The following is a 24,130-nucleotide window of genomic DNA, read 5'->3' as shown; positions in this document are numbered from 1 at the left end:
CAGGACGACGACACCGGCCGCGGGTCCTCCACACCCGGCCCGCTGCCGGACAGACGCCTAGAGTTGGTCTCGCCCCGCGGGGTCGGTCCCGCAGACGAGCCGGACGGGCGGGAGCCGTCAGGGCCTACGAATCGTGGCCGCACGCACGGAGCCCGCCCACTCCCCAGCACTGTTCGGAGGCAGCCATGGCCACTCTGGTCTCCGTGAACGTCGGCCTGCCGCGTGAGGTCGACTGGAACGGGCGTACCGTCCGCACGGGCGCCTGGAAGCGGCCCGTCGACGGACCGCAGACGGTCCGGCGCCTGAACATCGACGGCGACGGGCAGGGAGACCTGGCCGGCCACGGCGGCGAGCAGCGGGCCGTGCTGGTCTACCAACTGGACTCCTACCGTTACTGGCGGGAGCGACTGGGCCGGGACGACCTCGTTCCCGGCATGTTCGGCGAGAACTTCACCGTCGACGGACTGCCCGACGACCAGGTGTGCATCGGTGACCGGTACCGGATCGGCGGGGCGGTGTTCGAGGTCACCCAGCCGCGCGTCACCTGCTACCGCGTGGGCCTGCGCCTGGGTGAACCGCAGATGGCGGCGCTGATGGTCTCCCATGGCCGCCCCGGCTTCTACCTCCGGGTGCTGCAGGAAGGGACGGTGCAGGCCGGGGACGACATCGTGCGGATCGGCGCCGGCCCGGAGGCCGTCAGCGTGAGCGCCGTCGACGCCCTGCTCTACCGGCCTGGGCACCCCCGCGCGGACTTGGAGCGGGCGCTGCGCATCCCGGCGCTGAGCCCGGGCTGGAAAGGATCGCTGCAGGCACTGCTCGACGCCCCGACGGCCGGGGGTGCCGGCAACGTGGGACTGACGGCAGCGGCTGCCGCGCCGCCTCCGGCGTGGTCCGGCTTCCGGCGGCTGCGTGTGCGCCGGGTCCGCCAGGAGAGCGAGAGCGTGTTCTCGCTGACCCTGACCGCTCCTGACGGCGACCCGCTCCCGCCCGCGGAGGCCGGACAGTTCGTCACCGTGCGCCTGCCGGAAGGGAGTCAGGGGGCCGCACTGGTCCGCAGCTACTCGCTGTCCGGAGCCCCGGGAGCACCCGAGTACCGGATCAGCGTGAAGCAGGAGCCGCACGGTGCGGCCAGCCGCTGGCTGCACGAACACGCCATCGTGGGAACCGAGTTGGAGGTGGCGGCACCTCGGGGTGTGTTCACCCTCGCCCAGGACCGCGCGCCGGTGCTGCTGGTGTCCGCGGGCGTCGGGGTCACCCCCGTCCTCGCGATGCTGCACCAACTGGCAGCCGCCCGCTCACCGCGGCCCGTGTGGTGGCTCCACGGTGCGCGCAACGGTGCCGAACTGCCGTTCGCGGCCGAGGTGCGCCAACTGCTGGCGCAGCTGCCCGAAGCCCGGAGCCGGATCTGTTTCAGCAGACCGCTTCCCTCCGATCGGCGCGGCATCGACTACACCGACCAGGGACACCTCGGCGCGGAACTGATCGCCTCACTGGGCGTGCCGCGGGACGCCGACGCCTACATCTGCGGGCCGCAACCCTTCATGCGTGACATGGTCCTCGCGCTGACCGGCAGCGGGCTCGACGCGGCCCGGGTGCGCACCGAGACCTTCGGGACCCTTGCCGCCGTCACGCCCGGAGTCGTGGCCGGCGCCGGCGCGGCTCGGCCGCCGCACCCACCGGACCATCCCGCCGAGGGCCAGCAGGCCGCGACCGTGTCCTTCGCCCGCAGCGGACTGACCGTGCCCTGGCACGCCGACGGGCCCAGCCTGCTGGAGCTGGCGGAAGCCTGCGACGTGCCCGTGCGCTGGTCCTGCCGGACCGGGGTCTGCCACACGTGCGAGACCGCTCTGGTCTCCGGCGTCGTCGCCTACGCCCCCGAACCGGTGGAGGCTCCCGCGGCGGGCGATGTCCTGCTGTGCTGCGCCCGCCCCCAGGGCGACGTGGTGCTGGACGCATGACCCCCGCCGAGGCAGCGGTGCCCTTGGACGACCTGCTGGCACCGGACTTGGACGTGCTGTTCTGCGGGATCAACCCCGGGTTGTCCTCGGCGGCCGCCGGCATGCCGTTCGCCACGCGCGGGAGCCGCTGGTGGCCGGCGCTCCACGTGTCGGGCTTCACGCCACGGGTCCTGGCCCCGAGCGAGGCAGCGACCTTGCTGACCTTCGGACTGGGACTGACGACCCTGGTCCGCAGGCCCACCCGCAGGGCGGACGAACTCGGTCGCGCGGAACTGGTGGCGGGAGCGGCGCAACTCAGCCGACGCGTGCGCGACTGGCAGCCGACATGGGTCGCGTTCCTCGGCGTCACCGGATTCCGCGCCGGGTACGGCCGGCCCCGAGCCGTCGTCGGCGAACAGGAGCTCCGCATCGGCTCGTCACGGGTGTGGGTGCTTCCCAACCCCAGCGGTCTCAACGCCCACTTCCCGCCTCAACGGCTCGCGGAGGAGTTCGCTCGGCTGCGCCGGGCAGCCGGCCTCCCGGACCGCTCCCTCCCCTGAGTCCCCCGGCCTGTCTGAGCGGTCGTCAGGTTCGTGCGGCTTGTCCGCGGCGCTCGCGGTGCGGACGCGTGCCCAGGTACGCCCCAGGCGTGACTCGGAGGATGCGGGCGAAGGAGCGTGGGCCGGGTCAGGACGTGGGCCAGGCGGACAAGGTCACGTCGAGCGCGTCGAGTGCGCGGCGCCAGGAGGCGTCGATGCCGGGCGAGTAGGCGAACCCGCCGGAGGCCTCCAGAGCGGCGAAGCCGTGGAAGATGCTGGCCATGAAGCGCACCGCGTGGTCGTGCTCTGCTTCGGGCACGTCGTAGCCGCGCAGGATCGAGCGGATCATCTGCGAGTGCCGGATCGCCGCGCTGGCCTGGGCGGTCTGCGGGTCCAGGCGCATCCGGGCCGCGGTGTAGCGGCCGGGGTGGGTGCGGGCATAGGTCCGGTACGCGTCGGCGAAGGCCACCAGCGCGTCCTTCCCCGAACGTCCGGCCAGCGCCTCGGCGGCGGCGTCCGCCATCTCGGCCAGCGCCAGCAGCGCCACCCGCACGCGCACCTCCTCGGCGTTCCTGATGTGCGAGTACAGGCTCGCCACGGAAACACCGAAGCGCCCGGCCACCGCCGAGACGGTGAGGTTCTCGAAGCCGATCTCGTCCGCCAGTTCCGCCGCCACTGCGGTCAGGCGCTCCGGGGTCACTCCCGCACGGGCCATGCTGCTCCTCGATCCGATCCGAACCTAAACTCTTTAAGAATTTGCCTATGCCTCGTAGGCAAGCTTACCGTGACGGCATGAAACCGCTGACCGAAGACGACATCCGCAAGGCCATGGCCAACGTCTCCAAGGGCGAGGCCGGCCGCATGTCCCTGCCCCGCGACTTCGCCGAACTCCCCTGGGACGACCTGGACTTCCTGGGCTGGCGCGACCCGGGCGCCCCCGAGCGCGCCTGGCTCGTCGCCGACCGCGACGGGCGGCCGTTCGGCATCGGCCTCCGGGTCGCCTCCGGCGCGGCACGCGGCTTCACCTCCCGCAGCATCTGCTCGATCTGCCTCACCCCCCGCACCGGCGGCGGGGTCGCGCTGATGACCGCGCCACGGATCGGACCGGCCGGCCGCCAGGGCAACTCCGTCGGCCAGTACATCTGCTCCGACCTCGCGTGCTCCCTCTACCTGCGCGGCCGGAAGGGCTCAGCGGGCGTCGGGGACATGGACGAGCACCTGAGCCTGGACGAGCGGATCGACCGTGCGCTCGGCAACTTGAGGGCGTTCCTCGAGCGGCTCTGAGGCCGGTCACGACGGATGGGCCCCGAGGTCAGCGCCCTGGGCACGGCGGTCGGCCCGGGTCGGCAGGACGGCGCCCGCGGACGAGCGCACACTGACGAAAGGAACCCGCTCGCTCAGGGAGGTGGGCTGGATGACCCCACCGGACACCGGATATCCCGCCACCGACCCCGAGGACCTGCTGGCCGGCGTCGGCCGCTCCTGGCTGTGGCCCCTGGGCTGGGGGGTGTTCACCCTCGTGGCAGGCGTCATCATGCTGAGCTGGCCCGAGGAGACGCTGCGCGTCCTGGCGATCATCATCGGCCTCCAACTGCTGGGGACCGGCCTCTGGCGCTTCGTCACCGCCTTCTCCCACGACCGTGCGGACGGCGGCAGCAGAGTCCTCTACATCCTGCTGTCCCTGCTCGCCGTCCTGGCCGGAGTGCTGGTGCTGCGGCACCAGTTGCAGACCGTGGGCGTGCTGGCGCTGATCGTCGGTGCGTACTGGCTGATCGGCGGACTGGTCACCGCGTTCGTCGCCATCGGTTCGCGTGGACTGCCGCATCGAGGACTGCTGCTGTTCCTCGCCGGCCTGGGAGTGGTCGCGGGCATCGTGGTGCTCGCCTACCCCGTGGGAACCGCCGTCGCCCTCGCCCGGTTGCTGGGCCTCTGGCTGGTCCTGCTCGGCGGCTTCGAACTGATCGTCGCCGTGGCGATGCGCATCTCCTCCCGGAGCCGCCCGCGCGGCTGACCCGGTCCCCACGCCCAGGCACAGCGGGTGCCGCGCCGGCCCCGGGCCGCCGAGGTTGCGGTTCCTCGCGAGCGGTGGCTGGTCACCGTCCTTGCTGCGCCAGCGTTTCCGGACGCATGTCGTCGCCGTGCCAGGTGGGCCAGCCGAGCAGCCGCGGCCGTTCGGTGACCCAGGCACGGGTGTCGGCGCCGATCTCGTCGTCGATGAGGTCCTCGAGCAGGGCGCGGCAGCGCTCCACCAGATCCCGATGCGCGGGGTCGGCGGCCAGGTTGCGCATCTCGGCCGGGTCCTCCTGCCGGTCGTAGAGCACGACGTCGTTCTCCGCCAGGAGTGCCTCGGTGTCGGCGGGACGGTTGGGGTTCAACGGGGAGAAGTAGCGGCCGAAGGTGTAGCGCTCGTCCGAACAGCCGCGCAGGAAGCCGCGTTTGGCCCAGTCGGGCCGCAACTCGCCGGCGGCGACGCGCTGGGGCGCGTCGGGGTCGGCGAACTCGAACCAGAACGAGGCGTCGAGCATCACGATCGACTCCACGGCGTTCAGGACGCCCTTGCGCACCGGGTGCCCGTGGAGCACCGGCATGAGGGAGTGGCCCTTCAGCGCCGGATGGCGCGTGGCCGTCGTGGCGGCGTCCAGGCCGGCGATCTCGAGCAGCGTGGGCGCGATGTCGACCGCGGAGGCCAGGAATTCGGTGCGGGTCCCCCCAGGCAGGTCGGGGTGCGCGATCACGAGCGGGACGTGGAAGTTCTCGTCGTAGACGAGGTTGCCCTTCTGCCGCAGGCCGTGGGAGCCCGCCATCTCACCGTGGTCCGAGGTGAACACCACGACCGTGCGGTCCGCCTGACCGGACGCCTCCAGGGCGTCGAGCACCAGCTCGATGCTGCGGTCGACGTCGCGGATGGCGTTGAGATAGAAGTTGAGGCCGTCGTACCAGTGCTGGTCGTCGGCGACCGGCCCGAAGACGGTGTCGATCATCCGGGCGTACTCGGCGACCGCCGGAGCGGCTCCGGAGCGGTCGTCGTGCAGGCTGTCGGGCAGGTCGAACTCCCAGCGCCGCTGGTAGACGGGGATGTTCGCCGCGGCGCGGGCCACGACCGCGTGGGCCAGTCCGAACGGAAGCTGGACCTGGGGACGGCCGCCGTAGTCGAAGCTCATGATGTCGTGCGGGTTCACGAAGTTGACGGCCATGAACCACGGCTGGTCCCGGGAGACCACCGGCGCCCTGTTGCGCAGCCACCGCACGGCCTGACCCGCGATGACCGGGTCGAGCTTGAGCCCGGCCCACGCGCCCCCGTCGATGTCACCCCAGTCGTTGAACTCGCTGAACCCGTAGGGCTCCAGTGCGTCCGTCGTGGGGCCCGGATTCTCCGCCGTGACATAGCAGTTGGAGAGGTGCCACTTGCCCTGGTAGGTCGTGTAGTAGCCGGCCGACCTCAGCATGGTGCCCAGGGTGCCCAGTTCGGGATCGAGCGGGCGGATGTACGGCATGTTGTCGTTGTCGTAGATCTCGGTGATCGGCAGGTGCTGGCCCGTGTAGATGACCGACCGCGCCGAGCTGCACTGCGCGGAGGCGGTGTAGTAACGCTCGAAGGTGGTCCCCCGGGAGGCGATCCGCTCCCGGGCGGGCAGGCAGTACCCCTGCGGCCGCGGCAGCCGGACGCGCTCCTCATCGGTGACGATCAGCAGGATGTTGGGGCGCTCGGTCATGGCCTGCCCTTCGCTCGCCACGCGGTGGGGAGGGGCGGTCGGGGACCCCGCGCATGGACCGGTACGGATGCCTCCGAATCTAGGGTGGGCACACGACCAGGACCTTCCCGGCGCGGTCGAAGGCGGCCGGACGGGTGAGCGCACAGCCCCGACCGGCTGACGCGGGACCGGCGTCGCCGCGGTGTGCGGACATCTGCCCGCGGTTTCGTGTCGCTCCCGCCGGCAGCGCTCCGAGTGGCGCAGAGTGGGCGCACGGGATCGGCGCTGCGAGCGACGGGGAAGCGATGGACCGTGACCAGCGGGAGCTGGGCTGTCGCCGCCGTCTCCGGGGTCGCCGCGGCTTATGCGCTCGTCTCGCGACGACTGGCCGCCTCGCCGGTGTCCGCCGCCATGGTCTTCGTCGGCTGCGGCATCGCCCTGGGCCCGGTGGGCCTCGACCTGGTGAGCCTGCGGCACGACACCGAGCCGCTGCGCACGCTCGTGGAGACCGCCCTGACCTTGGTGCTGTTCACGGACGCGACCACCGTGCGCCCCGCGGATCTGCGCAGTGGCGGCGCGCTGCCCATGCGGCTGCTGTCCGTCGGGCTGCTCCTCACCATCGGCGCCGGGTGGCTCCTCGCCTGGCCGCTGCTGCCCGGTCTGACCGTATGGGAACTGGCGCTCGTCGGCGCGGTCCTCGCCCCCACCGATGCCGCGCTCGGCAAGAGCGCCATCTCCGACACCCGCGTCCCAGGTCTGGTCCGGCAGACGCTCAACGTGGAGAGCGGGCTGAACGACGGCCTGGTGCTGCCCTTCTTCGTGCTCTTCCTGTCCGCGGTACCCGGCACCTCCTACGCGCACCAGGGTGTCGCCGACACGTTCTGGCGGGCGCTGCTGCTCAGCCCGGCCCTTGGCCTGGCGGTCGGCGGTATCGGCGGCCGGCTCCTGGTCCTGTCCCTGAACCACCGCTGGGTCGCCTCCGACTGGCGTCCGGTCTATGTGCTCGCCACGGCCGCCGCCGCGTACGCCCTGTCGGCGGTCACCAACGGGAGCGGCTTCATCGGTGCCTGGGTGGCCGGCTTCGCCTTCGCCTACGCCCTGCGGCGGGACGACCCTCAGCCGGACGAGGTGTCCCGCACGACCGAGCTGGCCGAGGACCTCGGCGGCCTGCTCGCCATGCTGAGCCTGCTGCTCTTCGGAGCCGTGCTGCTCGGCCCGACGCTCGAGCACCTCGACTGGCGGATCCTCACCTACGCCGTCCTCAGCCTGACGGTGGTCCGGATGCTGCCGGTCGCCGTCGCCCTGATCGGAAGCGGACTCAGGGCGCCGAGCCTGGCCTACATCGGCTGGTTCGGCCCACGGGGTCTCGCCTCGGTCGTGTTCGGGCTCCTGGTCGCCGAGGAGCACATTCACGGCGTGGACCTGATCAGCCGGGTGGTCGCGGCCACCATCGGACTGAGCGTGCTCCTCCACGGCGCGTCGGCCGCGATGCTCGCCGCCCGCTACGGGCGCTGGTACCGGCGCGCCGCCGCCACCGCACCGGACCTACGGGAGAGCTCCGCGACGACCGTCACGCCGCGGCGCCGCCGACTCGGTCCGGCGGACACCGGCTGACCTGCCGTCGGCGACCGTGACCAGTTGAGGGTGCCGGGGGCGCCCGTGGCAGAGACCTCCGGGCCCGGGACGTGCCGCCCCAGCCATCGCCACGTCAAATCGCCTGCCTCCGCCGCGACTTGGCGCGAGCGAGCGCGGACGCGTCCGGGCTCAGACGCCGGACGGCGGCACCGCTCAGACGCCGGACGGCGGCACCGGCAGCATCGCCGCCGTGACGTCGCGGGCGGCCGCGAGGTCGGCCGGGGCGGCAGCGTCGGCGGCGGCGACGAGGTCCAGCGCGCCGGGCCCCAGCGGTACGCGCAGCGGCGTGGGGCCGGACGCCGCGACGATGCCAAGGACGGCCTGGGCGAAGTCCGCCGGACGCCCCGCGTCCTCCGATCCCTCCAGCCCGCGCAGCGCGGCCAGCATGCCTCCGGTCGCCTCCGCGTAGACGGGGATCCGGTGCCGGGCCTCCGCCAGGGCGCTGCCGTAGTGGGTGGCGTACGCGGCCGGCTCGACGACGGTGACCCGGACGCCGAAGGCCGCCGTCTCGGCGGCCAGCGCCTGGCTCATGCCCTCGAGCGCGAACTTGCCCGCCACGTAGGCGGACAGGCCGGGGAAGGCCATCCGTCCGGCGAGGGACGAGACGTTGACGATGTGCCCCGCCCCCTGGGCCCGCAGGTGCGGCAGCAGCAGGCGGATCAGCCGCCAGGGGCCGGCCACCAGGGTCTCCCACTGGTCGTGCAGTTCGGCGTCGCCGACCTCCTCGACGGCCCCGAACACCCCGCTGCCGGCGTTGTTGACGAGTACGTCCAGGCCGCCGAGGCGGTCCACCGCGACCCGCACGACCTCCTCGCACTGCGCGGCGTCGCGCACGTCCAGCGCCAGCGGCACGATCCGGTCGGGCCACGCCCGCACCAACTCCTCCAGCGCGTCGGGCTTGCGGGCCGTGGCGACCACCACGTCACCGGCACCTGCCGCCGCCTCGGCGAGCGCGCGGCCCAGTCCCGACGAGCACCCCGTCACCAGCCAACGCCGCGTCATACGTCCCCCCTGGCAGTCCCGTTCACGCCAACCGGTCCACCGTCCCACGCACGCCGAGCGCCCCGCCCAGGCGCGCGGAAGCACCGACGGAGCGCGGACGGGGTTGCGCGCTCGGCGGACACGCCGTCACCTCGCCGCTCCCGCACGACACCTGACGAGGCCGGTTCCCGGCGCCCGTACCCGCCTCGTACGCTTCATGCGTGACCGGTTGCTCGCGTGCCCTCCAGGGGGCCGGTGGACCGGGTGAGTCGACGTGAGGGGCGAGGCAGTGGCGGGGAGCAGATCCGGGTCGGAGCTCGAGTCGGACGGCGCGACGGCCGCAGCCGTCGCCGCCGGGCCTGATGTCGAGACCCTCACCGCGCCGACCGCCGAGGCGGCCGTCGGGCACGACCGCCCTGGGCGGAGGCGCTCGCTGGCCCGGCGCCTGGCCGTGCTCGTGCTCGTCCTGCTGATCCTGTGTCTGCCACCCTGGTGGACGCTGTTCGCCTCCGGCGCCGACTGGCCCTTCCCGGTCTTCCTCACCGGCACGCTCGTCTGCGCCGCCTGGCTGGTCTTCTTCCCGTTCCTGATGGTTGCGGGCCACGGCCCGCGGCGGGCCGACCGGGCCGCGCGGATCGCGGACACCAGCCTCGGGATCGTCTGGGTGCTGTTCACCTGGTCGGTGCTCGGCGGCCTGGTGGACCTCCTGCTGGCCGGCCTCGACGTCGGCGGCACCGGCCGGGCCCGGGCCGTCGCGGTCACCGTCACCGCGGTCGCTGCCGTGCTGCTGGGGTGGGGACACTACGAGGCCATGCGCGTACCGGCGGTCAAGCGGCTGGACGTCCGGATCCCGCGCCTCGGCGCCGGCCTGGACGGGACCCGGGTCGTCGTACTGGCCGACACCCACTTCGGGCCCATCGACCGCTCCCGCTGGTCCGCACGGGTGGCCGCCGCGGTCAACGCACTCGACGCGGACGTCGTGGTCCACGCGGGCGACATCGCCGACGGCACCGCGCGACAGCGCCGCGACCAGTCCGCCCCGCTCGGGACGATCCGGTCACAGCTGGCGAAGGTATACGTCACCGGGAACCACGAGTACTCCAGCGAGGCCCAGGGCTGGCTCGACCGGATGGGCCGACTGGGCTGGGAACCGCTCCACAACCGCCATGTGGTGGTCGAGCGCGGCGGCGACGCCCTCGTGCTCGCGGGAGTGGACGACGTGACCGCGGAGTCCTCCGGCCTGGCCGGGCACCGGGCCGACCTGCCCGGGGCGCTGGCAGGGGCGGACCCCGACCTGCCGGTCCTGCTCGTCGCCCACCAGCCCAAGTACGTGCACCGGGCGGCGGCCGCCGGGGTCGACCTGCAGGTCTCCGGGCACACCCACGGCGGCCAGATCTGGCCCTTCAACTTCCTGGTCCGGCTGGACCAGCCGGTGGTGCACGGGCTGAGCCGCCACGGCGAGCGCACCCAGCTCTACACCAGCCGCGGCACCGGCTTCTGGGGCCCGCCGTTCCGTGTCTTCGCCCCGAGCGAGATCACCCTGCTGACGCTGCGCTCGGGCGACCGGGCGCCGTCGGAGGCGTAGCCGGGCCCGGCCGGGCCCGCTCAGTACTCGCCCTTGATCACGAAGTAGGAGCCGCGGATCACACCGGCCAGCCGGGACTTCTGACGGGCGAACTTGAAGCGCGTCGCCAGCTCCTCGGGAACCTCCATGCCTTCCGAGAGCTTGAACCCCACGGCGCGCTTCGTCCCGTCCTCGATCCCGTACATCACGTTGACGGACAGGCCGGACTCGTAGAACACGTACGCCATGCGCGTGCCGTCGACCTCGAAGGAGGTCACCTCAAGGGGCCGGGAGGCGATGACGATGTCCCGCTCCTCGGCGAGGATGCGATGCACCCACTCGAGCACGTCCGGTGCCTCGTCGGCGGGAGTGACCGTGAAGACGTGGCCGAACTTGTTCCTGAAATACCGCGCCTCGTTCGCACGCAGTCCGGCGAGGGCCTCCGCCACCGGAGACGACTCCAGGCCGGTGGTGGAGACGTTCTCGAAGTCCACGGTGTACGACATGCCGTCCTCCTCGTCAGGATCACTTCTTCGCGCCGGTGCGCGTGATGTTCACGTTAGGTCCGCCCGACAGGCGCCGGCTTCTCGATTCCTGATCGATGCGGTGCCCGCCGAGGCCGAGCGGGTCCGTTCACCGGGCGGGCGCGGGCGCGGCGCGGCGGCGGCCGGGCGGTTCGCATGCCGGACGGACAGGGCACGACGGCAGCGCGATTGCCTAGGCTCTGCGGTGGAGAGGTCGCGGGGAGGTCATCTGCGTGGCCTCTCCCTTGTCGCGTGGGGGGATGCGGTGTCGGAATCCGGGGCCGGGGCGGCGCAGCCGGCGCCGGCGTATCTGGTGTTCAGCGATGTGGACGACACGCTGCTCGCGGGGACGAGCCTGTGGTCGTTCCTGCGGTTCTTCTGGGCCGAGCGGCACGGAGCCGAGCAGGCGCGTCAACGCGTCGAGCGGACACGGCAGTCGGTGCTCGAAGTCGCGGCCCGGGCGGGGCGGCCCGGCGGGAACCGGGCCTTCTTCCGGGCGTTCGCCGGGGAGGACGTCGCCGAGGTGACGGCGGCCGGTGCCCGGTGGTTCGCCGAGCTGGAGCGGGGCGGCGGCCTGTGGGTGCACGAGACGCTGGCGGCGCTGAGGGAGCATCAGGCGGCCGGGGCGCTGGTGGTGTTGGTGTCGGGTTCGTTCTGGCCGTGCCTGGCTCCCGTGGCGCCGCGGGTCGGCGCCGGGCTCGTGGTGTGCACCGAGCCGGAGATCGTGGCGGGACGGTTCACCGGGGCGGTGGCCGAGCCGATGATCGGGGAGGCGAAGGCGGCGGCGGTGCGCCGGGTGCTGGCCCGCTACCCGGCGGTGGACGCCGCCGCGTGCGTCGCGTTCGGTGACCATCCGTCAGACCTGCCGATGATGCGGGCCGTCGGCCACGCGGTGGCCGTGGGCGACGACCCGGAGGTCGTCGCGTTCGCAGGGGGCCGGACGGCGGCCGCCGTCCGGCTGCCGGGAGCCGGCACGGCAGCCGACCGCGGGTAGCCGGGTAGGCGGCGGCGTACTGTCCCCTCGTTGATGAGGGTGGCCCGCAGCCCGCACTGCCTGAGTGCGCTGAGCGGGGCGGGCGTGTGGTCGTTGGACGGGCCGTCGCCGCGACGGCCCGTGCCGCGATCGCCGGGCGCAGCGAAAGGCGGCTCAGTGCCCGGGGGCGTTCGGGGGCTGGATCGCGTGCCAGTGGCCGCCGTTGCCGTTGGTGTCGCCGGGGAAGTGGTCGCCGGTGCAGGTGTACAGCGGCGCGCCGTCGTAGGTGATCTGCTCACTGCCGTCCGGACGGCGCACCTCGCCCAGCGTCCCGGCGATGCCCGGCGGCAGCGCCAGCACTTCGCCGGGGTGGTACGGGAAGGGGGGCCGGGTCCGCGTGCACTCGCCCGTGCAGGCGATGGCCGAGGTGGTGTCGAGGTCGTAGCGGTAGAGGGTGTGCCCCTGGAGGTCCGCCAGGACCCGGCCCAGGTCCGGGCTGTCCTCCACCTGGACGGTCAGCGGCGGCGGTGCGGGCGCGGCGCACGCGGTCCAACTGCCCAGCGGGGCAACGGCCAGGGCGCAGGCGGCGGCCAGGGGGGCGATGAGATGGCGCATGGTGAACTCCTCGGTGCTGCTGTCGGCCGGAGGTCAGCCGAAGGCGATGAGGTGGCCGTTGGTCCCGACGTAGACGCGACCGCCGGAGGTCGCCGGGACCTGGAACTTGGTCATGGCACCCAGCGGCAGCGGCGTCCGGAACAGCGGCTGCAGCACACCGTTCACCGGGACCGCGCGATAGGCGAAGAGCTTTCCGGTGCCGTAGCCCCCGGTCGAGTAGGCGACCCAGACGACGGCGGAGCCGGCGACGGTCCCGGTGGAGGTGACCACCGGCGAGCCGGAGGTGTAGCCGAAGCTCTGGGTGCTGGTGCCGGCCTGGGTCAGCGTCGGCACGCCCCTGCTGTTGACGCCGTACCGCAGTGCGACCACCCGGCCGGGGCTGCGGCTCTCGGTGACGTAGACCCAGCCGCCGTTCCCGCCCCACACCGCCGGGTGACCCCAGACGCCGGCCGGCAGCCGGGTGACGCCGAGGACGTGGTCGGTGGTGGTGGACCGGCCGCCGAGGTTGTCGCGGTTGAGCAGGAACACCCGGCCGTCCTTGCCCACCTGCACCATCAGGTGGGGGTGGGCGCTGTTGCCGAAGTACGGCTGGGGCAGCACCGCCAGGCCGCCGGAACCGAGGTCGGTATCGTGCGCGGCGAGCGTCGGCGCGTTGGCCGGGCTGAAGAACTGCCGTGCCGCCAGCGACCCGTCGCGGTTGACGCCCAGCTGGACGATGGAATCGCCCAGCTGGCGGGGAGGCCGGTTGTAGGGTGCCGCCCCGGGCGAGATGCCGTTGCCGGTGGCGACGAAGATCCGCCCCGCGCCGTCGGAGACCGGCCCGCCGCCGCTCATCCAGATGCCGCCCATGCCGTTGCTGGTACCCGCCTCGCTGGACCACAGCGTCTGCTTGCGGGTGACGGTGTTGACGCCCAGCATGTAGCCGACGTAGGGGCCGATGTCGCAGTGGGCGGCGAAGCCCGCGTACACCGAGCCGCCCATCAGCAGCAGGCCGGGGCGCTGCATGGCGGTGAAGGCGTTGAAGCGGTGGGCGGAGTCGTTGACGGGCGCGCCCGCCACCCGCACCGGCCAGCCGCCGCGCTCCGCGCCGGTCGTCGCCTTGACCGCGTGGACGTACCAGTTGGGGTGGCGGGCGTCGGTCCCGTTGTTCTCCTTCGCGGTGAGGTAGACGTACCCGGTGCTCGGGTCGTAGACCGGGGTGGAGGTGACGCCGACGGAGGGGGTCAGGTCGCCGCAGCCGATCGCGGACGAGGGCCAGGCCGGTCCCAGGGAACGGGTCCACTTGATCTTCCCTGTGACCGCGTCGATGCCGTAGACGTGGTTGGTCTCGGTCGCCACGATGACGACGCCGTTGACCACGAGCGGCTGGGCGAAGACCTGCCCGTTGACGGAGGTGTTGAACAGCTGCTTCACCGCCGGCACCGCTGCCGGCGAGAGTGCGGGCTCGTTGCTGTCCCACCCTGTGCGCAGCGCGTTCACGGACACCGTGGACTCATCGGCGAACAGCGCCGGCGCGCCGGCGGCGCCCGCGATCATTGCCGCCAGGGCGATGGTGCCGAATCGGCGAATCCCGCGACGTTCCATCCAGGCTCTCCCGTCATCAGGTCGAAGCTCTGCTTCCGCTTCCGCCTGATGCTGCGTCAGAACGCCGTCCTGGGCATCGCGTTGGGTCATGGACACGCGGAACCTCACCCGAGGGCACCATCACCGGGGAGGCATGGGAGGAGCTTCCCCCGACCGGGGGCCGTACGGGGACGGTCAGTTGCCGATGCCGTGGGCCAGGAGGCTCTCGGGGGTGTCCACGACGGTGTCCTCATGGGCCGCGCCCGCCACCCCAGGAGCTTCTCCGCCTTGGCACTCGTGGCGTCCAGGTCACGCCCGAGCTGGTGCCGCAGCAGCCGCAGCTCCGGGTTGACAGCGCCCAGCGCGCGGGCGAGCCAGACCGGCATTTCGCGGGTCGGGGCCTTGGACGCGCGCTCCCCCAGGCGGCTTCGCAGGATTCGGGCGATGTCGAGCAGCCGCAGGCTGTGGCCGGCGATCGCGAGGAAGCGCTCCCCGTCGGCGGCCGGATCGGTCATCGCGCGCAGGTGGAGGTCCGCCACGTCGCGCACGTCGACGTAGCCCATCCCGAAGGGCGGGCACGCGGGGATGCGTCCCTCGAGCATCCTGCGCACCACCCGCAGGGACGGCGGGTCGTCCGGGCCCAGCAGCGGCCCGAGGACGCCCACGGGATGCACGGCCGCCAGTTGGAGACCGTCGCCCTCCTCCCTGACGAACTGCCAGGCGGCGCGCTCGGCAAGCGTCTTGGACCGCTGGTAGGGCGGAATGTCGCTGTGGACGTCGGTCCAGTCCTCCTCGGTGAACGGGGCCGAGCGTCGGGGGTGTCCGATCCCGACGGCACCGAAAGCGCTCGTCAGCACGACCCGGCGGACGCCGGCGTCGCGCGCGGCGCGCAGCACGCGCAGCACGCCCTGCTGGGCGGGGACCACGAGGTCGTCGTCGCCGGCGGGCGCGCGGCGCAGCGTCGGGGAGGCGACGTGGAGGACGAACTCGCAGTCGTGGACCGCCTCTTGCCACCCGTCGGGGCTTTCGAGGTCGGCGCGCACCACGTCGAGCCGGTCGTCGTCGAACGGCGCGGCGACGTGGAGCCAGGACCGCAGTGGTGGTTCGCGACGCAGGTCGCGGACGGTGGTGCGGACGTCGTGGCCTGCTTCGAGCAGCGCCAGGACGCACCAGCTTCCGACGAAGCCGGTGCCGCCGGTGACCAGTACCCGGGTCATCCGAGTCTCCTTCCGTTCGCGACGCGGGGATCGGGAAGCGGCAGCGGGCGCGTCGCGTGACGCCGCTGGGCTGTGGCCAGGCTGCTTCCGAGAAGGACGTGGCCGATCATGATCGGGTAGATCACGGCACGCTCGAACATGCCGATGTCCCACATCCAGCCGGTGAGAGCGTCGGCCATGAACAGCGGGAAGGCGGTCAGGCCGATGGCTCCGAGCGTCATGCTCGCCAGGGAGCGCCGCCGACTCAGCCCGAGGCGGGAGCCGTTGACGCCGACAGCGACGGCCATGAGGTTCCCGGCGACCATGACCGTCTGGGCGCCGATGGTGTGGAAGGCGATCAGCCCGTTGGCGACGTCCGCGTTGGAGCCCTGGAAGATGCCGACGAGCGAGACGCCGGCGCCGGCGAGGACGGCGAGGGTCACCAGGACGATCGGGCGGCGGCCCCCGCGCAGGTCGAAGACCAGCAGCGCTCCGACCACCAGCACGGTCCCGTAGCCGACCCAGCCGGCGTCCATGACCGCGCCCAGTGGGGAGTTGGCGACCTGCCCGAAGGCCCTCTGCGGTGGACCGGTCAGGCCGAGGTGGCTGACCCAGTTGTAGAAGGGCGAGTAGGGCGGGTCCTGCCACGCGGCCGCGGTGACGAACTCTGCGGTCCACGACACCAGCGGGCCGAGCAGGATGAGCAGGGCCCCGGCCCGGGCCGCGGCGCCTGGGCGGAGGACGGGGGTCACGCCAGAGCCATTCCGGGCACCCGGCGGCGGATGGCCTCCATCTCGGCCTCGTCCGACACGCCCTGCCAGTCGTGCCGCGGCGTGTACGGGGCTTCCAGGGCCCGTACCTCCTCCTCGGTCAGCTCGATGTCCAGCGAGGCCACGGCCTCGTCGATCTGCCGGGTCGAGCCGGCGCCGACCAGCGGCGCGGTGACGACCGGCTGGCGGCGCAGCCAGGCCAGCGCGACCTGCCCGCGGCTCACACCACGCGCTGCTGCCACCTGGCCGACGGCGTCGACGATCGCGCGGTTCGACGCCTCCAGTTCGGGCGAGTAGAGCAGGTCGGCGTAGGCGCCGTCGGTCTCGGAGCGCGCGGTCGAGCGGGCGTCGTCCCAGGCGCGGGCGAGGCGGCCGCGGGCCAGCGGCGACCAGACGATCGTGCCGACACCCTCGTCCAGGCACAGCGGGATCATCTCCCGCTCCTCCTCCCGGGCGAGGAGGTTGTAGTGGTCCTGCATGGACACGAACCGCGCCCAGCCGTGCTGCCGCTGCAGGTGCAGGGCCTTGGCGAACTCCCACGCGTGCATGGACGAGGCACCGAGGTAGCGGACCTTGCCGGCCCTGACCAGGTCGCTGAGCGCTTCGAGGGTCTCCTCCCAGGGGGTGGAGCGGTCGTTGCGGTGGATCTGGTAGAGGTCGATGTAGTCCGTGCCGAGACGGCGCAGCGAGTGGTCGACCTCGGTCATGATCGCCTTGCGGGACAGACCGCGTCCGTTGGGGCCCAGCCGCATCGGGTGGCGGAGTTTGGTGGCGATCACCACGGCGTCGCGGTCGGCGTAGTCCTTGAGCGCCCGGCCGAGGATCTCCTCACTGGAGCCGTTGGAGTACATGTTCGCGGTGTCGAAGAAGTTGATCCCCGACTCCAGCGCGTGCCGGATGAGCGGGCGCGCCTCCTGCTCGCCCTTGGACCACACCGGGTGCCCGCGGTCCGGTTCGCCGTAGGTCATCGCGCCGATGGCAATGGGTGACACGTCCATGCCAGTCGTGCCGAGCTTGATGTAGTGCATGACGCCCCTCTAAGGTAAGTGGAGAACTCTCCGATTACCGTAATGGAGAGCTCTCCACTTAGCAAGGTGAGGTCCTGTGGTTCGTTCAGACGCTCGCGAGAACCGGGCACGCATCCTCGCGGCCGCCCGCGAGGCGTTCGCCGAGGACGGCGCCGCCTCCATGAACCAGATCGCCCAGCGGGCCGGCGTCGGCGCGGGCACCCTGTACCGCAACTTCCCGACCCGCGAGGCGCTGGTCCTCGCCGTCTACCAGGACGAGGTCGCACGGATCACCGCCACCGTGCCCGACCTGCTCGCCCGACTGGCCCCCCGCGAAGCCCTGCGACACTGGACCACCGACCTCGTCGCGGCCATGCGCAAGAAGCACGGCCTCGGCGACGCGCTCAGCGCCGGCGCGCACCAGGCCGCGGCGGAGCAGAGCTACGGCCCGGTCATGGCCGCGCTGACCCAGCTGTTCGACGCCGGCAAGAAGGACGGCAGCATCCGCCAGGACGCCGAACCCGCCGACTTCCTCCAACTGACCGGCGCACTCTGGCGCGCCGCCACCACCCCCGAGGACCGCGCTCCGCACATGCTCGCGCTCATCCTCGACGGACTCGCCACCCACCCGTAGTCGCCCCAACGGCACGGCAGAACAAGCCGATTGACGGCGCGGAGGCGCCACGGACCCAACTCCCCGGCGAGCAGCTCCTCCAGGGACCGCCCGCCTTCACCCCGGGCCGGTCAGGGCGCGGACTCACGCACCACCAGACGGGTCGGCAGGATGAGCGGGTTCGGGTCCTCACCCTCGACCGCTGCCACCAGGCTCCGGGCCATCTCGTGGCCGAGCGCCCGCACCGGCTGGTGCACCGTCGTCAGCGGCGGATCGGAGTACAGCGCACCGGCCAGGTCGTCGAAGCCGACGACCGCGACGTCCTCGGGGACCCGCCGGCCGTGCCGGCGCAGCGCCCGCATCGCGCCCAGGGCCATCCCGTCGCTCGCGGCGAACACGGCGTCGAGGTCGGGCTGCTCGGCCAGCAGGCGCTCCATCGCGGCCTCCCCGCCCGTCTGGGTGAAGTGGCCCGCCTCCACCCCGGCAGGGGACAGCCCGGCCAGGGTCAGCGCCTCGCGGAAGCCCTGCGCGCGGGCGACGGCGGCCTGCAGGTCGGGCTGGCCGGTGATCATCGCGATCCGGCGGCGACCCCTGCCCACGAGGTGCTCGGCCGCCAGCCGGCCACCGCCCCGGTTGTCCGGGTCCACGTACCAGCGGGGCGTGCCCGCCATCGGCAACCCGCCGAAGACGACCGGGAGTTCGGTCTGCTCGGCGAGCCGTCCCAGGGGGTCGTCACCGCGCAGCGCCATGAGCATCACGCCGTCGGCTCGGTGCGAGCTCAGCAGGCGGCGCAGACGCTCCTTACCCCGCGCGGTGTTCGCCAGCAGCAGGACCAGTTCGAGGTCGGTCTGCTCCAGGAAGGAGCTGACGCCTACGGTGACCTCGGCGAAGAACGGATCGGCGAACAGCCCCGGCTCGTCGCTGGACACCGCGAGCACGACCGTCCCGGTGCGCCGACTCGCCAGCGCCCGGGCGGTGTTGTTCGGAACGTAGCCGAGCTCCCGGACCGCTTCCTCCACCGCGGCGCGCTTCGCCGCGCTCACGTGCGGCACGTTGTTGATGACGCGGGAGGCCGCAGCGCGGGAGACCCCGGCGCGCGCGGCGACCTCGTCCAGCGTCGGCTGCCGGCGTGACGACGTCTCCATGGGCTGGGCGATCCTCCTGTCGAGGCTGGGGGGGCAAGGGTCATCGTGCCACGGGCGGTTCAGCGCCGTTCGCCCGACCGGCGCCTGGCCGACTGGAAGCGCTTCCACAGCCTAGCCGTCACCGGCCCGCAGTGGCCAGAGCGCCCCTGCGCACCCGTCTGCCCGGCAGGTGCTGTTTCCTCAGGTAACTTACGCGCGACTTCTTGACACCGACCCCGGCGCACCCCAGCATCTGTCGCACTGGAAGCGCTTCCAGTTTTCGAGCCGCCCCTTGCCACTCCCACTCCCACCCAGCGGAGGAGCCATGCGCCACCCCCGTCGCGGTCTGTCCCTGCTGCTGGCGACAGCGCTGACCGCCCTGCTGTCCGCCGTCCACTCCGGGACCGCCTTCGCGGCCGACCCCACCACCATGACCAGCGGCTTCTACGTCGACCCCAACTCCACTCCCCAGCAGTGGGTCAACGCCAACCCCAATGACGGCCGGACCGCCGCCATCCGCTCGTCCATCGCCGCCGTGCCCATGGCGCGCTGGTTCGGCAACTGGAGCGGCACCATCGGCACCGCGACCGGCGCGTTCGTCGGCGCGGCCGCCGCCGCGCACAAGCTCCCGATCCTCGTCGCCTACAACATCCCCAACCGCGACATCTGCGCGGGCCAGTCCGGCGGCGGGGCCGGTTCCGACGCCGCCTACAACACCTGGATCGCCGCCTTCGCCTCCGGCATCGGCACCCGCCCGGCCGTGGTCGTCCTGGAACCCGACTCGCTCGGCGACGAGAGCTGCATGACGTCCGCTCAGATCTCCGAGCGCAACGGGCTGTTGAGCAACGCCATCGCGCAGTTCAACGCCAAGGCCCCGAACACCTGGGTGTACCTGGACGCCGGCAACCCCGGCTGGCTGAGCGCGTCGACCATGGCCCAGCACCTCGCCGCGGCGGGGGTGAGCGGCGCCCACGGCTTCTCCCTGAACGTGTCCAACTTCTACACCACCGCCCAGAACACCGCCTACGGCGACGCCGTCAACGCGGCGCTCAAGTCGTCCTACGGCTACACCAAGCCCTACGTCGTCGACACCAGCCGCAACGGCAACGGATCCGACGGCAACTGGTGCAACCCGTCCGGCCGCAGGATCGGCACGCCCACCCAACTGGGCGGCGGCGCCGAAATGCTGCTCTGGATCAAGACCCCCGGCGAGTCGGACGGCAACTGCGGCACCGGCACCGGATCGACGGCCGGGCAGTTCCTGCCCGACGTCGCCTACAAGCTGATCTACGGCTACTGACATGAAAGAGGACAACCCCGTGAAGCGCCGCCTGCCGCGCCCCCTGCTCCCCCTCGCCGTCACCGCCCTCCTCGCCGGCATCGCCTACCCGGCCCAGGCGCAGCCCCAGCCGGACACCGGGCACACCCTGCCCGCCGACACCCGCTTCTACGTCGAGCCGCACAGCGACGCGGCCCAGCAGACGCTCACCGACCTCCGCGGACACGACCTGGCCGGCGCCACCGCCATGGCCGAACTCGCCTCCTGGCCCGAGGCCCACTGGTTCACCGACGGCACCCCCGCCCAGGTCGAGCGCGAGACCCGGACCCTCGTCCACCGCGCGAGCGCCACGGGCACGGTCCCGGTGCTGGTCGCCTACAACATCCCCGGGCGGGACTGCTCCCAGTACTCGTCGGGAGGCGCCCAGTCCGACGCCGACTACCAGGCCTGGATCGCCGCCTTCGCCCGCGGCATCGGCCGCGCCAAGGCGGTCGTCGTCCTGGAACCGGACGCGCTGGCCAACCTCCCGCAGGACTGCTCCCCCACCACCGACCCGACGGGGACGCTGACCGCCGGGCGTCTCGCCGACCTCAACTACGCCGTCGACGCGCTGGAGCAGCAGCCCGGCACGGTCGTCTACCTGGACGCGGGCAACAGCCACTGGCAGAGCGTGGGCGCCATCGCGCAGCGCCTGCTGCAGGCGGGGGTCGAGCACGCGCAGGGCTTCTCCCTGAACGTGTCCAACTTCTTCGCCACCGACCTGGCCGACCACTACGGCACCTGGGTGTCCAACTGCCTGTGGTTCGCCACCAAGGGCCCGGCCTACGCGCACGGGCACGCGGACTGGTGCGCCAGCCAGTACTACTCCCCGAGCGCGCCCAACGACGGCCTGCCCGGCGACTCGGTCAACGCGGACGACCCGAGCACGTGGCACTGGACGGACCAGTGGTTCCAGCAGAACGTCGGGTCCCAACCCGCCGACCAGCTGGCGCACTTCGTCGTCGACACCAGCCGCAACGGACAGGGCGCCTGGACGCCGCCGGCGGGTCGGTACACCGGTGACCCGCAGATCTGGTGCAACCCGCCCGGCCGCGGCATCGGCGACCGGCCGACCGCCGACACCGGAGTGCCGTTGGCGGACGCCTATCTCTGGATCAAGACCGTCGGCCAGTCCGACGGCCAGTGCAACCGGAACATCCCCGGCGGCACCGTCGACCCCGAGTACGGCATCGTCGATCCCCCGGCCGGCACCTGGTGGCCCGAGCAGGCCCTGACGCTGGTTCACAACGCCGTCCCGGCGCTGACGTTCGCCCCCGGGCGTCGCTGACGACGACGGGAGCGGGCGGACGGGAAGGCCCCGTCCGCCCGCGTCAGTGCTGGGCGAACTGGACCCCTGTCGGTTGCACCACGTCGGGTCGCACCGCGAGGCCCGCGATGACCAACCGCTGCCCGTAGATGTCGGTCACCCTGATCGTGCCCCCGCAGCCCGTGCCGTCGGCGGACAGGAAGTAGTTGTAGTCGGTTCGGGGAAGCCGCCGCCAGCTCCCGTGCGCCTTGACCTCCAGCAGGACGACCGGGTTGCGGTGGCCGATCACCTGGATGCCGCACCACCATTGCGAGGACCCGCCTTTGTAGCGGATGGAGATCGTCCCGGCCGCGGCGGGACTCACCAGCCGCCAGGTGATCGGGATCCGCCCCAGGGAGGGATCGGCCAGCGCGGCGAAGGCCTGCCGGCTCAGGTCGATCTGCCCGGGCGCGCAGGGCAGCGGGCACTCGTTGGTGATCCGCACGGTGACGGACGCCCCGTTGGCCGCCCGGACCTGGACGTACGCGCCGCAGGCCCGTGCCGTCTGGTAGTCCGTGGCGTTCATCGCCCCGATCATCATGGTGCTGCTGGGCCCGAACAGGCAGGCCCCGTTGCCGTCCCCGGCGGCGTAGGACGTGGCGACCCCGTGGTAGGCGACGCCCGGCTCGATCCTGCCCGCCGGAACTGCGCCCTGACTCGTCGTCAGGCCGGTACCGGCCGAGGGTGCGGGAGTTGCGCGAGGGGTTCGGGACGAGGCGACGGCCTTGGGCGTGGGAATCGGGGAGGCCGCGGCCGACGCGGCGCTCGGCCGGCCGACTCCGGAGGGGGCGGACGCCGCCTNCCCGGGGGGGGGCGCCCCCCGCCTGGCCGACGACGGCGGACGAGGCGGAGACCCCGAGGGCCTCGCTCCGGTGGGCCGGCGTCGGCGCCGCCAGCAGCCAGCCGACCAGACCGGCCGCGGCGAGGACCAGCACGACCGGCACGCTCGCCGCCGGTCCGCGCCTGCGGCGGCGGTGGCGCATGGGCACCGGCGTCGTCTTCTTCATGTCCCGTCCTTCGCGAACCTGGGGATGAGATGTCGCCCCTCAGTTGCCGCTGCTGCGAAGAACGTTGCCGGCCGGCCCGGGTGATCTGGGCCACACCGCCCCGGACCGTCCGTGACATGCCGTCAGGAGGTCGGCCGCAGACTCCCGGTGAGGTGGGCGAAGACGACGACGTTGCCGAGGTAGCCGGTCTTCTTCGTGTAGCCGCCGCCGCAGGTGATCAGGCGCAGCTCCGGCCTGGTGGTCGGGCCGTAGACGCGGGCGGAGGGAAAGTCGCTGGAGCTGTAGACCTCGATGGCGTCGATGGTGAAGACGGCGGTGGTGCGGTCGGCGCGCTGCACCTGGACGATGTTGCCCTTGTGCAGGGCACCCAGGCCCCAGAAGACCGCCGGTCCCTGCATGGTGTCCACATGGCCGTCGATGACGGCGTTGCCGGAACTGCCGGGCGTGGGGCCGTTCTTGTACCAGCCCGCGAGGTTTCGGTTGTCCTCCGGGGGCGGCAGCAGGTGGCTGGACGCGTCCAGGCCCACTGCGATGATCGGGGCGTTCACCTGGATGGCGGGGATGACGATCCGCGTCGGCGGCGAGGGCGGCAGCCCCGGCGCCACAGCCGCCGACGCGCCGGCCCGGGGGCTGCCGGTGGCCTGGATACCGTCCACCGCGGCCGGCTGGGGCGGTGCGGAACCGTGCGTCCCGTCGGTGAACATCTGCCACCCCGCCACCAGTGCCAGGGCGGCGATCACCGCCCGGACGACGCGGCCGCGCCGACCCAGCACCGGTCGGGTGCGAGTCCGGGCGGCACCTGCGGACGAGGGCTGCGGTTCGGAATGCATCGGCTCGGACCTCCTCTGCCGGCTCGGAGCCGGGGCGTCGGCCTGCGGGGTGCCATGATTGTGGACATATCACCGCATATCGGCTGCCGCTGCCGCGCCGTTCGAGCGGACGGGGTCATACCAACGGCGGCCGAGTCCGCCTCCTTGGTCCGCCGGTGCCGCCGCGCGGCCCGCGGGGCGGCACGGGGCGCACGGGGCGCACGAGTCAGTGATCCCACAGGGGATGGAGACGCGCCGATCGGAGGACGGGCATGCAAAGCTTCCTCCGTATTCATACACATTCAGAGCTTATGGAGTCTTTATCCGTTTATGTGACGGGTGTGACTGGTGATGGTCAAGCGGCATGGCGCAGTAGGAACTGACGCAGAGCCGGATGCCCTGCGGCTGCGCCACCAAGGAGGAACCACATGCGCGCATCTCGCGTCGCCGCGGCTGCCGTCACCGCCATCGCCTCACTCGGCCTCATGGCTCCCACCGCCATGGCCGAGGACCACTCCGGCCAGGTCGAGGCGTCCCCCCACGCGGTGCACCGGGGCCACACCGTCTGGCTCAGCACGGAGTCGTGCCGGTCCGACGAGGGCCCGGCCTGGGTGCGGATCGTCGTGGACGGAGTGAGCCACAAGGTGTGGCTCAAGCACGAGACGGGCGAGGGCCTGACCGGCGCGTTCCGGGTACCGCGCGACGCCGACCTTGGCCGCTACGGAGTCGAGGGACGGTGTGACGACGGCCGCGAGATCGAGGGCAGCTTCTGGGTCGTCAGCAGCGAGCCCGAGGGCTCGGTCCACGCGGGCGTCGGCGGCTCGGTGAGCGGCCCCAGCTTCACCGAGGCGGCCGGGGGCGGTGCCCTCGCCCTCGTCGGCGGCCTGCTCGGCCTCCAGGCCCTGCGCCGCCGCCGCGCGGCGACCCGCTCCTGACGGTCCGTCAGTAGCAACCCCC

Annotated in this window: 22 protein-coding genes and 1 pseudogene; 11 read left to right on the top strand and 12 right to left on the bottom strand. The window is 72.7% G+C overall.

The annotated features are described in order from the left end of the window. The first annotated feature begins 185 nt into the window (after positions 1 to 185). On the top strand, positions 186 to 1,958 hold the full coding sequence (locus ACFP3V_RS18490; protein ID WP_380584785.1) for an MOSC domain-containing protein: 1,773 nt from the start codon (positions 186 to 188) through the stop codon (positions 1,956 to 1,958). After that, complete coding sequence (gene mug / locus ACFP3V_RS18485) at positions 1,955 to 2,497, top strand: G/U mismatch-specific DNA glycosylase (RefSeq protein ID WP_380584783.1); 543 nt, start codon at positions 1,955 to 1,957, stop codon at positions 2,495 to 2,497. The genes ACFP3V_RS18490 and mug overlap by 4 nt, the downstream gene beginning before the upstream one ends. A gap of 127 nt (positions 2,498 to 2,624) precedes the next feature. On the opposite strand, the gene ACFP3V_RS18480 is transcribed toward mug, so the two are convergent. Next, positions 2,625 to 3,191, bottom strand: coding sequence for a TetR/AcrR family transcriptional regulator (locus ACFP3V_RS18480; protein WP_380584781.1), 567 nt, complete (start codon positions 3,189 to 3,191; stop codon positions 2,625 to 2,627). A gap of 77 nt (positions 3,192 to 3,268) precedes the next feature. Here ACFP3V_RS18480 and ACFP3V_RS18475 point away from each other — a divergent pair, with 77 nt between their 5' ends. Then, positions 3,269 to 3,760 (top strand): FBP domain-containing protein, encoded by a 492-nt coding sequence (locus ACFP3V_RS18475; RefSeq protein WP_380584779.1) that lies wholly within the window; start codon positions 3,269 to 3,271, stop codon positions 3,758 to 3,760. 130 nt (positions 3,761 to 3,890) lie between these two features. After that, positions 3,891 to 4,487: an HdeD family acid-resistance protein gene (locus ACFP3V_RS18470; protein WP_380584777.1), complete on the top strand. Its 597-nt coding sequence runs from the start codon at positions 3,891 to 3,893 to the stop codon at positions 4,485 to 4,487. 82 nt (positions 4,488 to 4,569) lie between these two features. Here the strand turns inward: ACFP3V_RS18470 and ACFP3V_RS18465 are convergent, their stop codons facing one another. Next, entirely contained in the window at positions 4,570 to 6,189 is a 1,620-nt protein-coding gene (locus ACFP3V_RS18465) for a sulfatase family protein (RefSeq protein WP_380584775.1), read from the bottom strand. A 291-nt stretch (positions 6,190 to 6,480) separates the two neighbouring features. Here ACFP3V_RS18465 and ACFP3V_RS18460 point away from each other — a divergent pair, with 291 nt between their 5' ends. After that, on the top strand, positions 6,481 to 7,782 hold the full coding sequence (locus ACFP3V_RS18460) for a cation:proton antiporter domain-containing protein (protein ID WP_380584774.1): 1,302 nt from the start codon (positions 6,481 to 6,483) through the stop codon (positions 7,780 to 7,782). Positions 7,783 to 7,956: 174 nt separating this feature from the next. Here the strand turns inward: ACFP3V_RS18460 and ACFP3V_RS18455 are convergent, their stop codons facing one another. Next, positions 7,957 to 8,805 (bottom strand): SDR family NAD(P)-dependent oxidoreductase, encoded by an 849-nt coding sequence (locus tag ACFP3V_RS18455; RefSeq protein ID WP_380584772.1) that lies wholly within the window; start codon positions 8,803 to 8,805, stop codon positions 7,957 to 7,959. A gap of 412 nt (positions 8,806 to 9,217) precedes the next feature. On the opposite strand from ACFP3V_RS18455, the gene ACFP3V_RS18450 reads away from it, so the two are divergent. Continuing rightward, entirely contained in the window at positions 9,218 to 10,369 is a 1,152-nt protein-coding gene (locus ACFP3V_RS18450) for a metallophosphoesterase (protein ID WP_417774521.1), read from the top strand. Between the two features lie 20 nt (positions 10,370 to 10,389). Here ACFP3V_RS18450 and ACFP3V_RS18445 read toward each other — a convergent pair whose 3' ends face one another. Continuing rightward, positions 10,390 to 10,854: a phage tail protein gene (locus ACFP3V_RS18445; protein ID WP_380584768.1), complete on the bottom strand. Its 465-nt coding sequence runs from the start codon at positions 10,852 to 10,854 to the stop codon at positions 10,390 to 10,392. Between the two features lie 283 nt (positions 10,855 to 11,137). Here ACFP3V_RS18445 and ACFP3V_RS18440 point away from each other — a divergent pair, with 283 nt between their 5' ends. After that, a complete protein-coding gene (locus ACFP3V_RS18440; RefSeq protein WP_380584766.1) occupies positions 11,138 to 11,866 on the top strand; it encodes an HAD family hydrolase in 729 nt (242 codons plus the stop codon). Between the two features lie 153 nt (positions 11,867 to 12,019). Here ACFP3V_RS18440 and ACFP3V_RS18435 read toward each other — a convergent pair whose 3' ends face one another. The 5 genes and pseudogenes from ACFP3V_RS18435 to ACFP3V_RS18415 form a co-directional block, all read right to left on the bottom strand. Beyond that, a complete protein-coding gene (locus tag ACFP3V_RS18435; RefSeq protein ID WP_380584765.1) occupies positions 12,020 to 12,460 on the bottom strand; it encodes a COG4315 family predicted lipoprotein in 441 nt (146 codons plus the stop codon). Positions 12,461 to 12,493: 33 nt separating this feature from the next. Continuing rightward, positions 12,494 to 14,044 carry an outer membrane protein assembly factor BamB family protein gene (locus ACFP3V_RS18430; RefSeq protein ID WP_380584763.1) on the bottom strand — a complete coding sequence of 517 codons (1,551 nt, stop codon included), beginning with the start codon at positions 14,042 to 14,044 and terminating at the stop codon, positions 12,494 to 12,496. Positions 14,045 to 14,218: 174 nt separating this feature from the next. Next, a pseudogene (locus ACFP3V_RS18425) lies at positions 14,219 to 15,240 on the bottom strand (SDR family oxidoreductase). Further along, complete coding sequence (locus ACFP3V_RS18420; RefSeq protein ID WP_380584761.1) at positions 15,237 to 15,971, bottom strand: DUF998 domain-containing protein; 735 nt, start codon at positions 15,969 to 15,971, stop codon at positions 15,237 to 15,239. Before ACFP3V_RS18420 ends, ACFP3V_RS18425 begins: the two are co-directional and overlap by 4 nt. After that, on the bottom strand, positions 15,968 to 17,017 hold the full coding sequence (locus tag ACFP3V_RS18415) for an aldo/keto reductase (RefSeq protein WP_380584759.1): 1,050 nt from the start codon (positions 17,015 to 17,017) through the stop codon (positions 15,968 to 15,970). Before ACFP3V_RS18415 ends, ACFP3V_RS18420 begins: the two co-directional genes overlap by 4 nt. 76 nt (positions 17,018 to 17,093) lie before the next feature. Here ACFP3V_RS18415 and ACFP3V_RS18410 point away from each other — a divergent pair, with 76 nt between their 5' ends. Next, positions 17,094 to 17,630: a TetR/AcrR family transcriptional regulator gene (locus tag ACFP3V_RS18410; RefSeq protein WP_380584757.1), complete on the top strand. Its 537-nt coding sequence runs from the start codon at positions 17,094 to 17,096 to the stop codon at positions 17,628 to 17,630. A 110-nt stretch (positions 17,631 to 17,740) separates the two neighbouring features. Here ACFP3V_RS18410 and ACFP3V_RS18405 read toward each other — a convergent pair whose 3' ends face one another. Next, entirely contained in the window at positions 17,741 to 18,754 is a 1,014-nt protein-coding gene (locus ACFP3V_RS18405) for a LacI family DNA-binding transcriptional regulator (RefSeq protein ID WP_380584755.1), read from the bottom strand. Positions 18,755 to 19,058: 304 nt separating this feature from the next. Between ACFP3V_RS18405 and ACFP3V_RS18400 the strand changes: the two genes are divergently transcribed. Next, positions 19,059 to 20,033, top strand: coding sequence for a glycoside hydrolase family 6 protein (locus ACFP3V_RS18400; protein ID WP_380584753.1), 975 nt, complete (start codon positions 19,059 to 19,061; stop codon positions 20,031 to 20,033). Between the two features lies 1 nt (position 20,034). Next, the gene (locus ACFP3V_RS18395; RefSeq protein WP_380584751.1) at positions 20,035 to 21,339 is read left to right on the top strand and encodes a glycoside hydrolase family 6 protein; all 1,305 of its coding nucleotides are present in this window, start codon (positions 20,035 to 20,037) and stop codon (positions 21,337 to 21,339) included. 43 nt (positions 21,340 to 21,382) lie between these two features. On the opposite strand, the gene ACFP3V_RS18390 is transcribed toward ACFP3V_RS18395, so the two are convergent. Both ACFP3V_RS18390 and ACFP3V_RS18385 read right to left on the bottom strand, forming a co-directional pair. After that, positions 21,383 to 21,919, bottom strand: a complete 537-nt coding sequence (locus ACFP3V_RS18390) for an expansin EXLX1 family cellulose-binding protein (protein WP_380584913.1) — start codon at positions 21,917 to 21,919, stop codon at positions 21,383 to 21,385. 567 nt (positions 21,920 to 22,486) lie between these two features. Continuing rightward, on the bottom strand, positions 22,487 to 23,194 hold the full coding sequence (locus ACFP3V_RS18385) for a class F sortase (protein WP_380584750.1): 708 nt from the start codon (positions 23,192 to 23,194) through the stop codon (positions 22,487 to 22,489). A gap of 407 nt (positions 23,195 to 23,601) precedes the next feature. Here ACFP3V_RS18385 and ACFP3V_RS18380 point away from each other — a divergent pair, with 407 nt between their 5' ends. Then, positions 23,602 to 24,108 (top strand): hypothetical protein, encoded by a 507-nt coding sequence (locus ACFP3V_RS18380; protein ID WP_380584748.1) that lies wholly within the window; start codon positions 23,602 to 23,604, stop codon positions 24,106 to 24,108. Positions 24,109 to 24,130: the final 22 nt, after the last annotated feature.

Source organism: Streptacidiphilus monticola, assembly GCF_042658505.1.
Taxonomy (GTDB): domain Bacteria; phylum Actinomycetota; class Actinomycetes; order Streptomycetales; family Streptomycetaceae; genus Streptacidiphilus; species Streptacidiphilus monticola.
The sequence above is the reverse complement of the archived record's forward strand: the minus strand, read 5'-3'. Positions and strand labels throughout refer to the sequence as shown.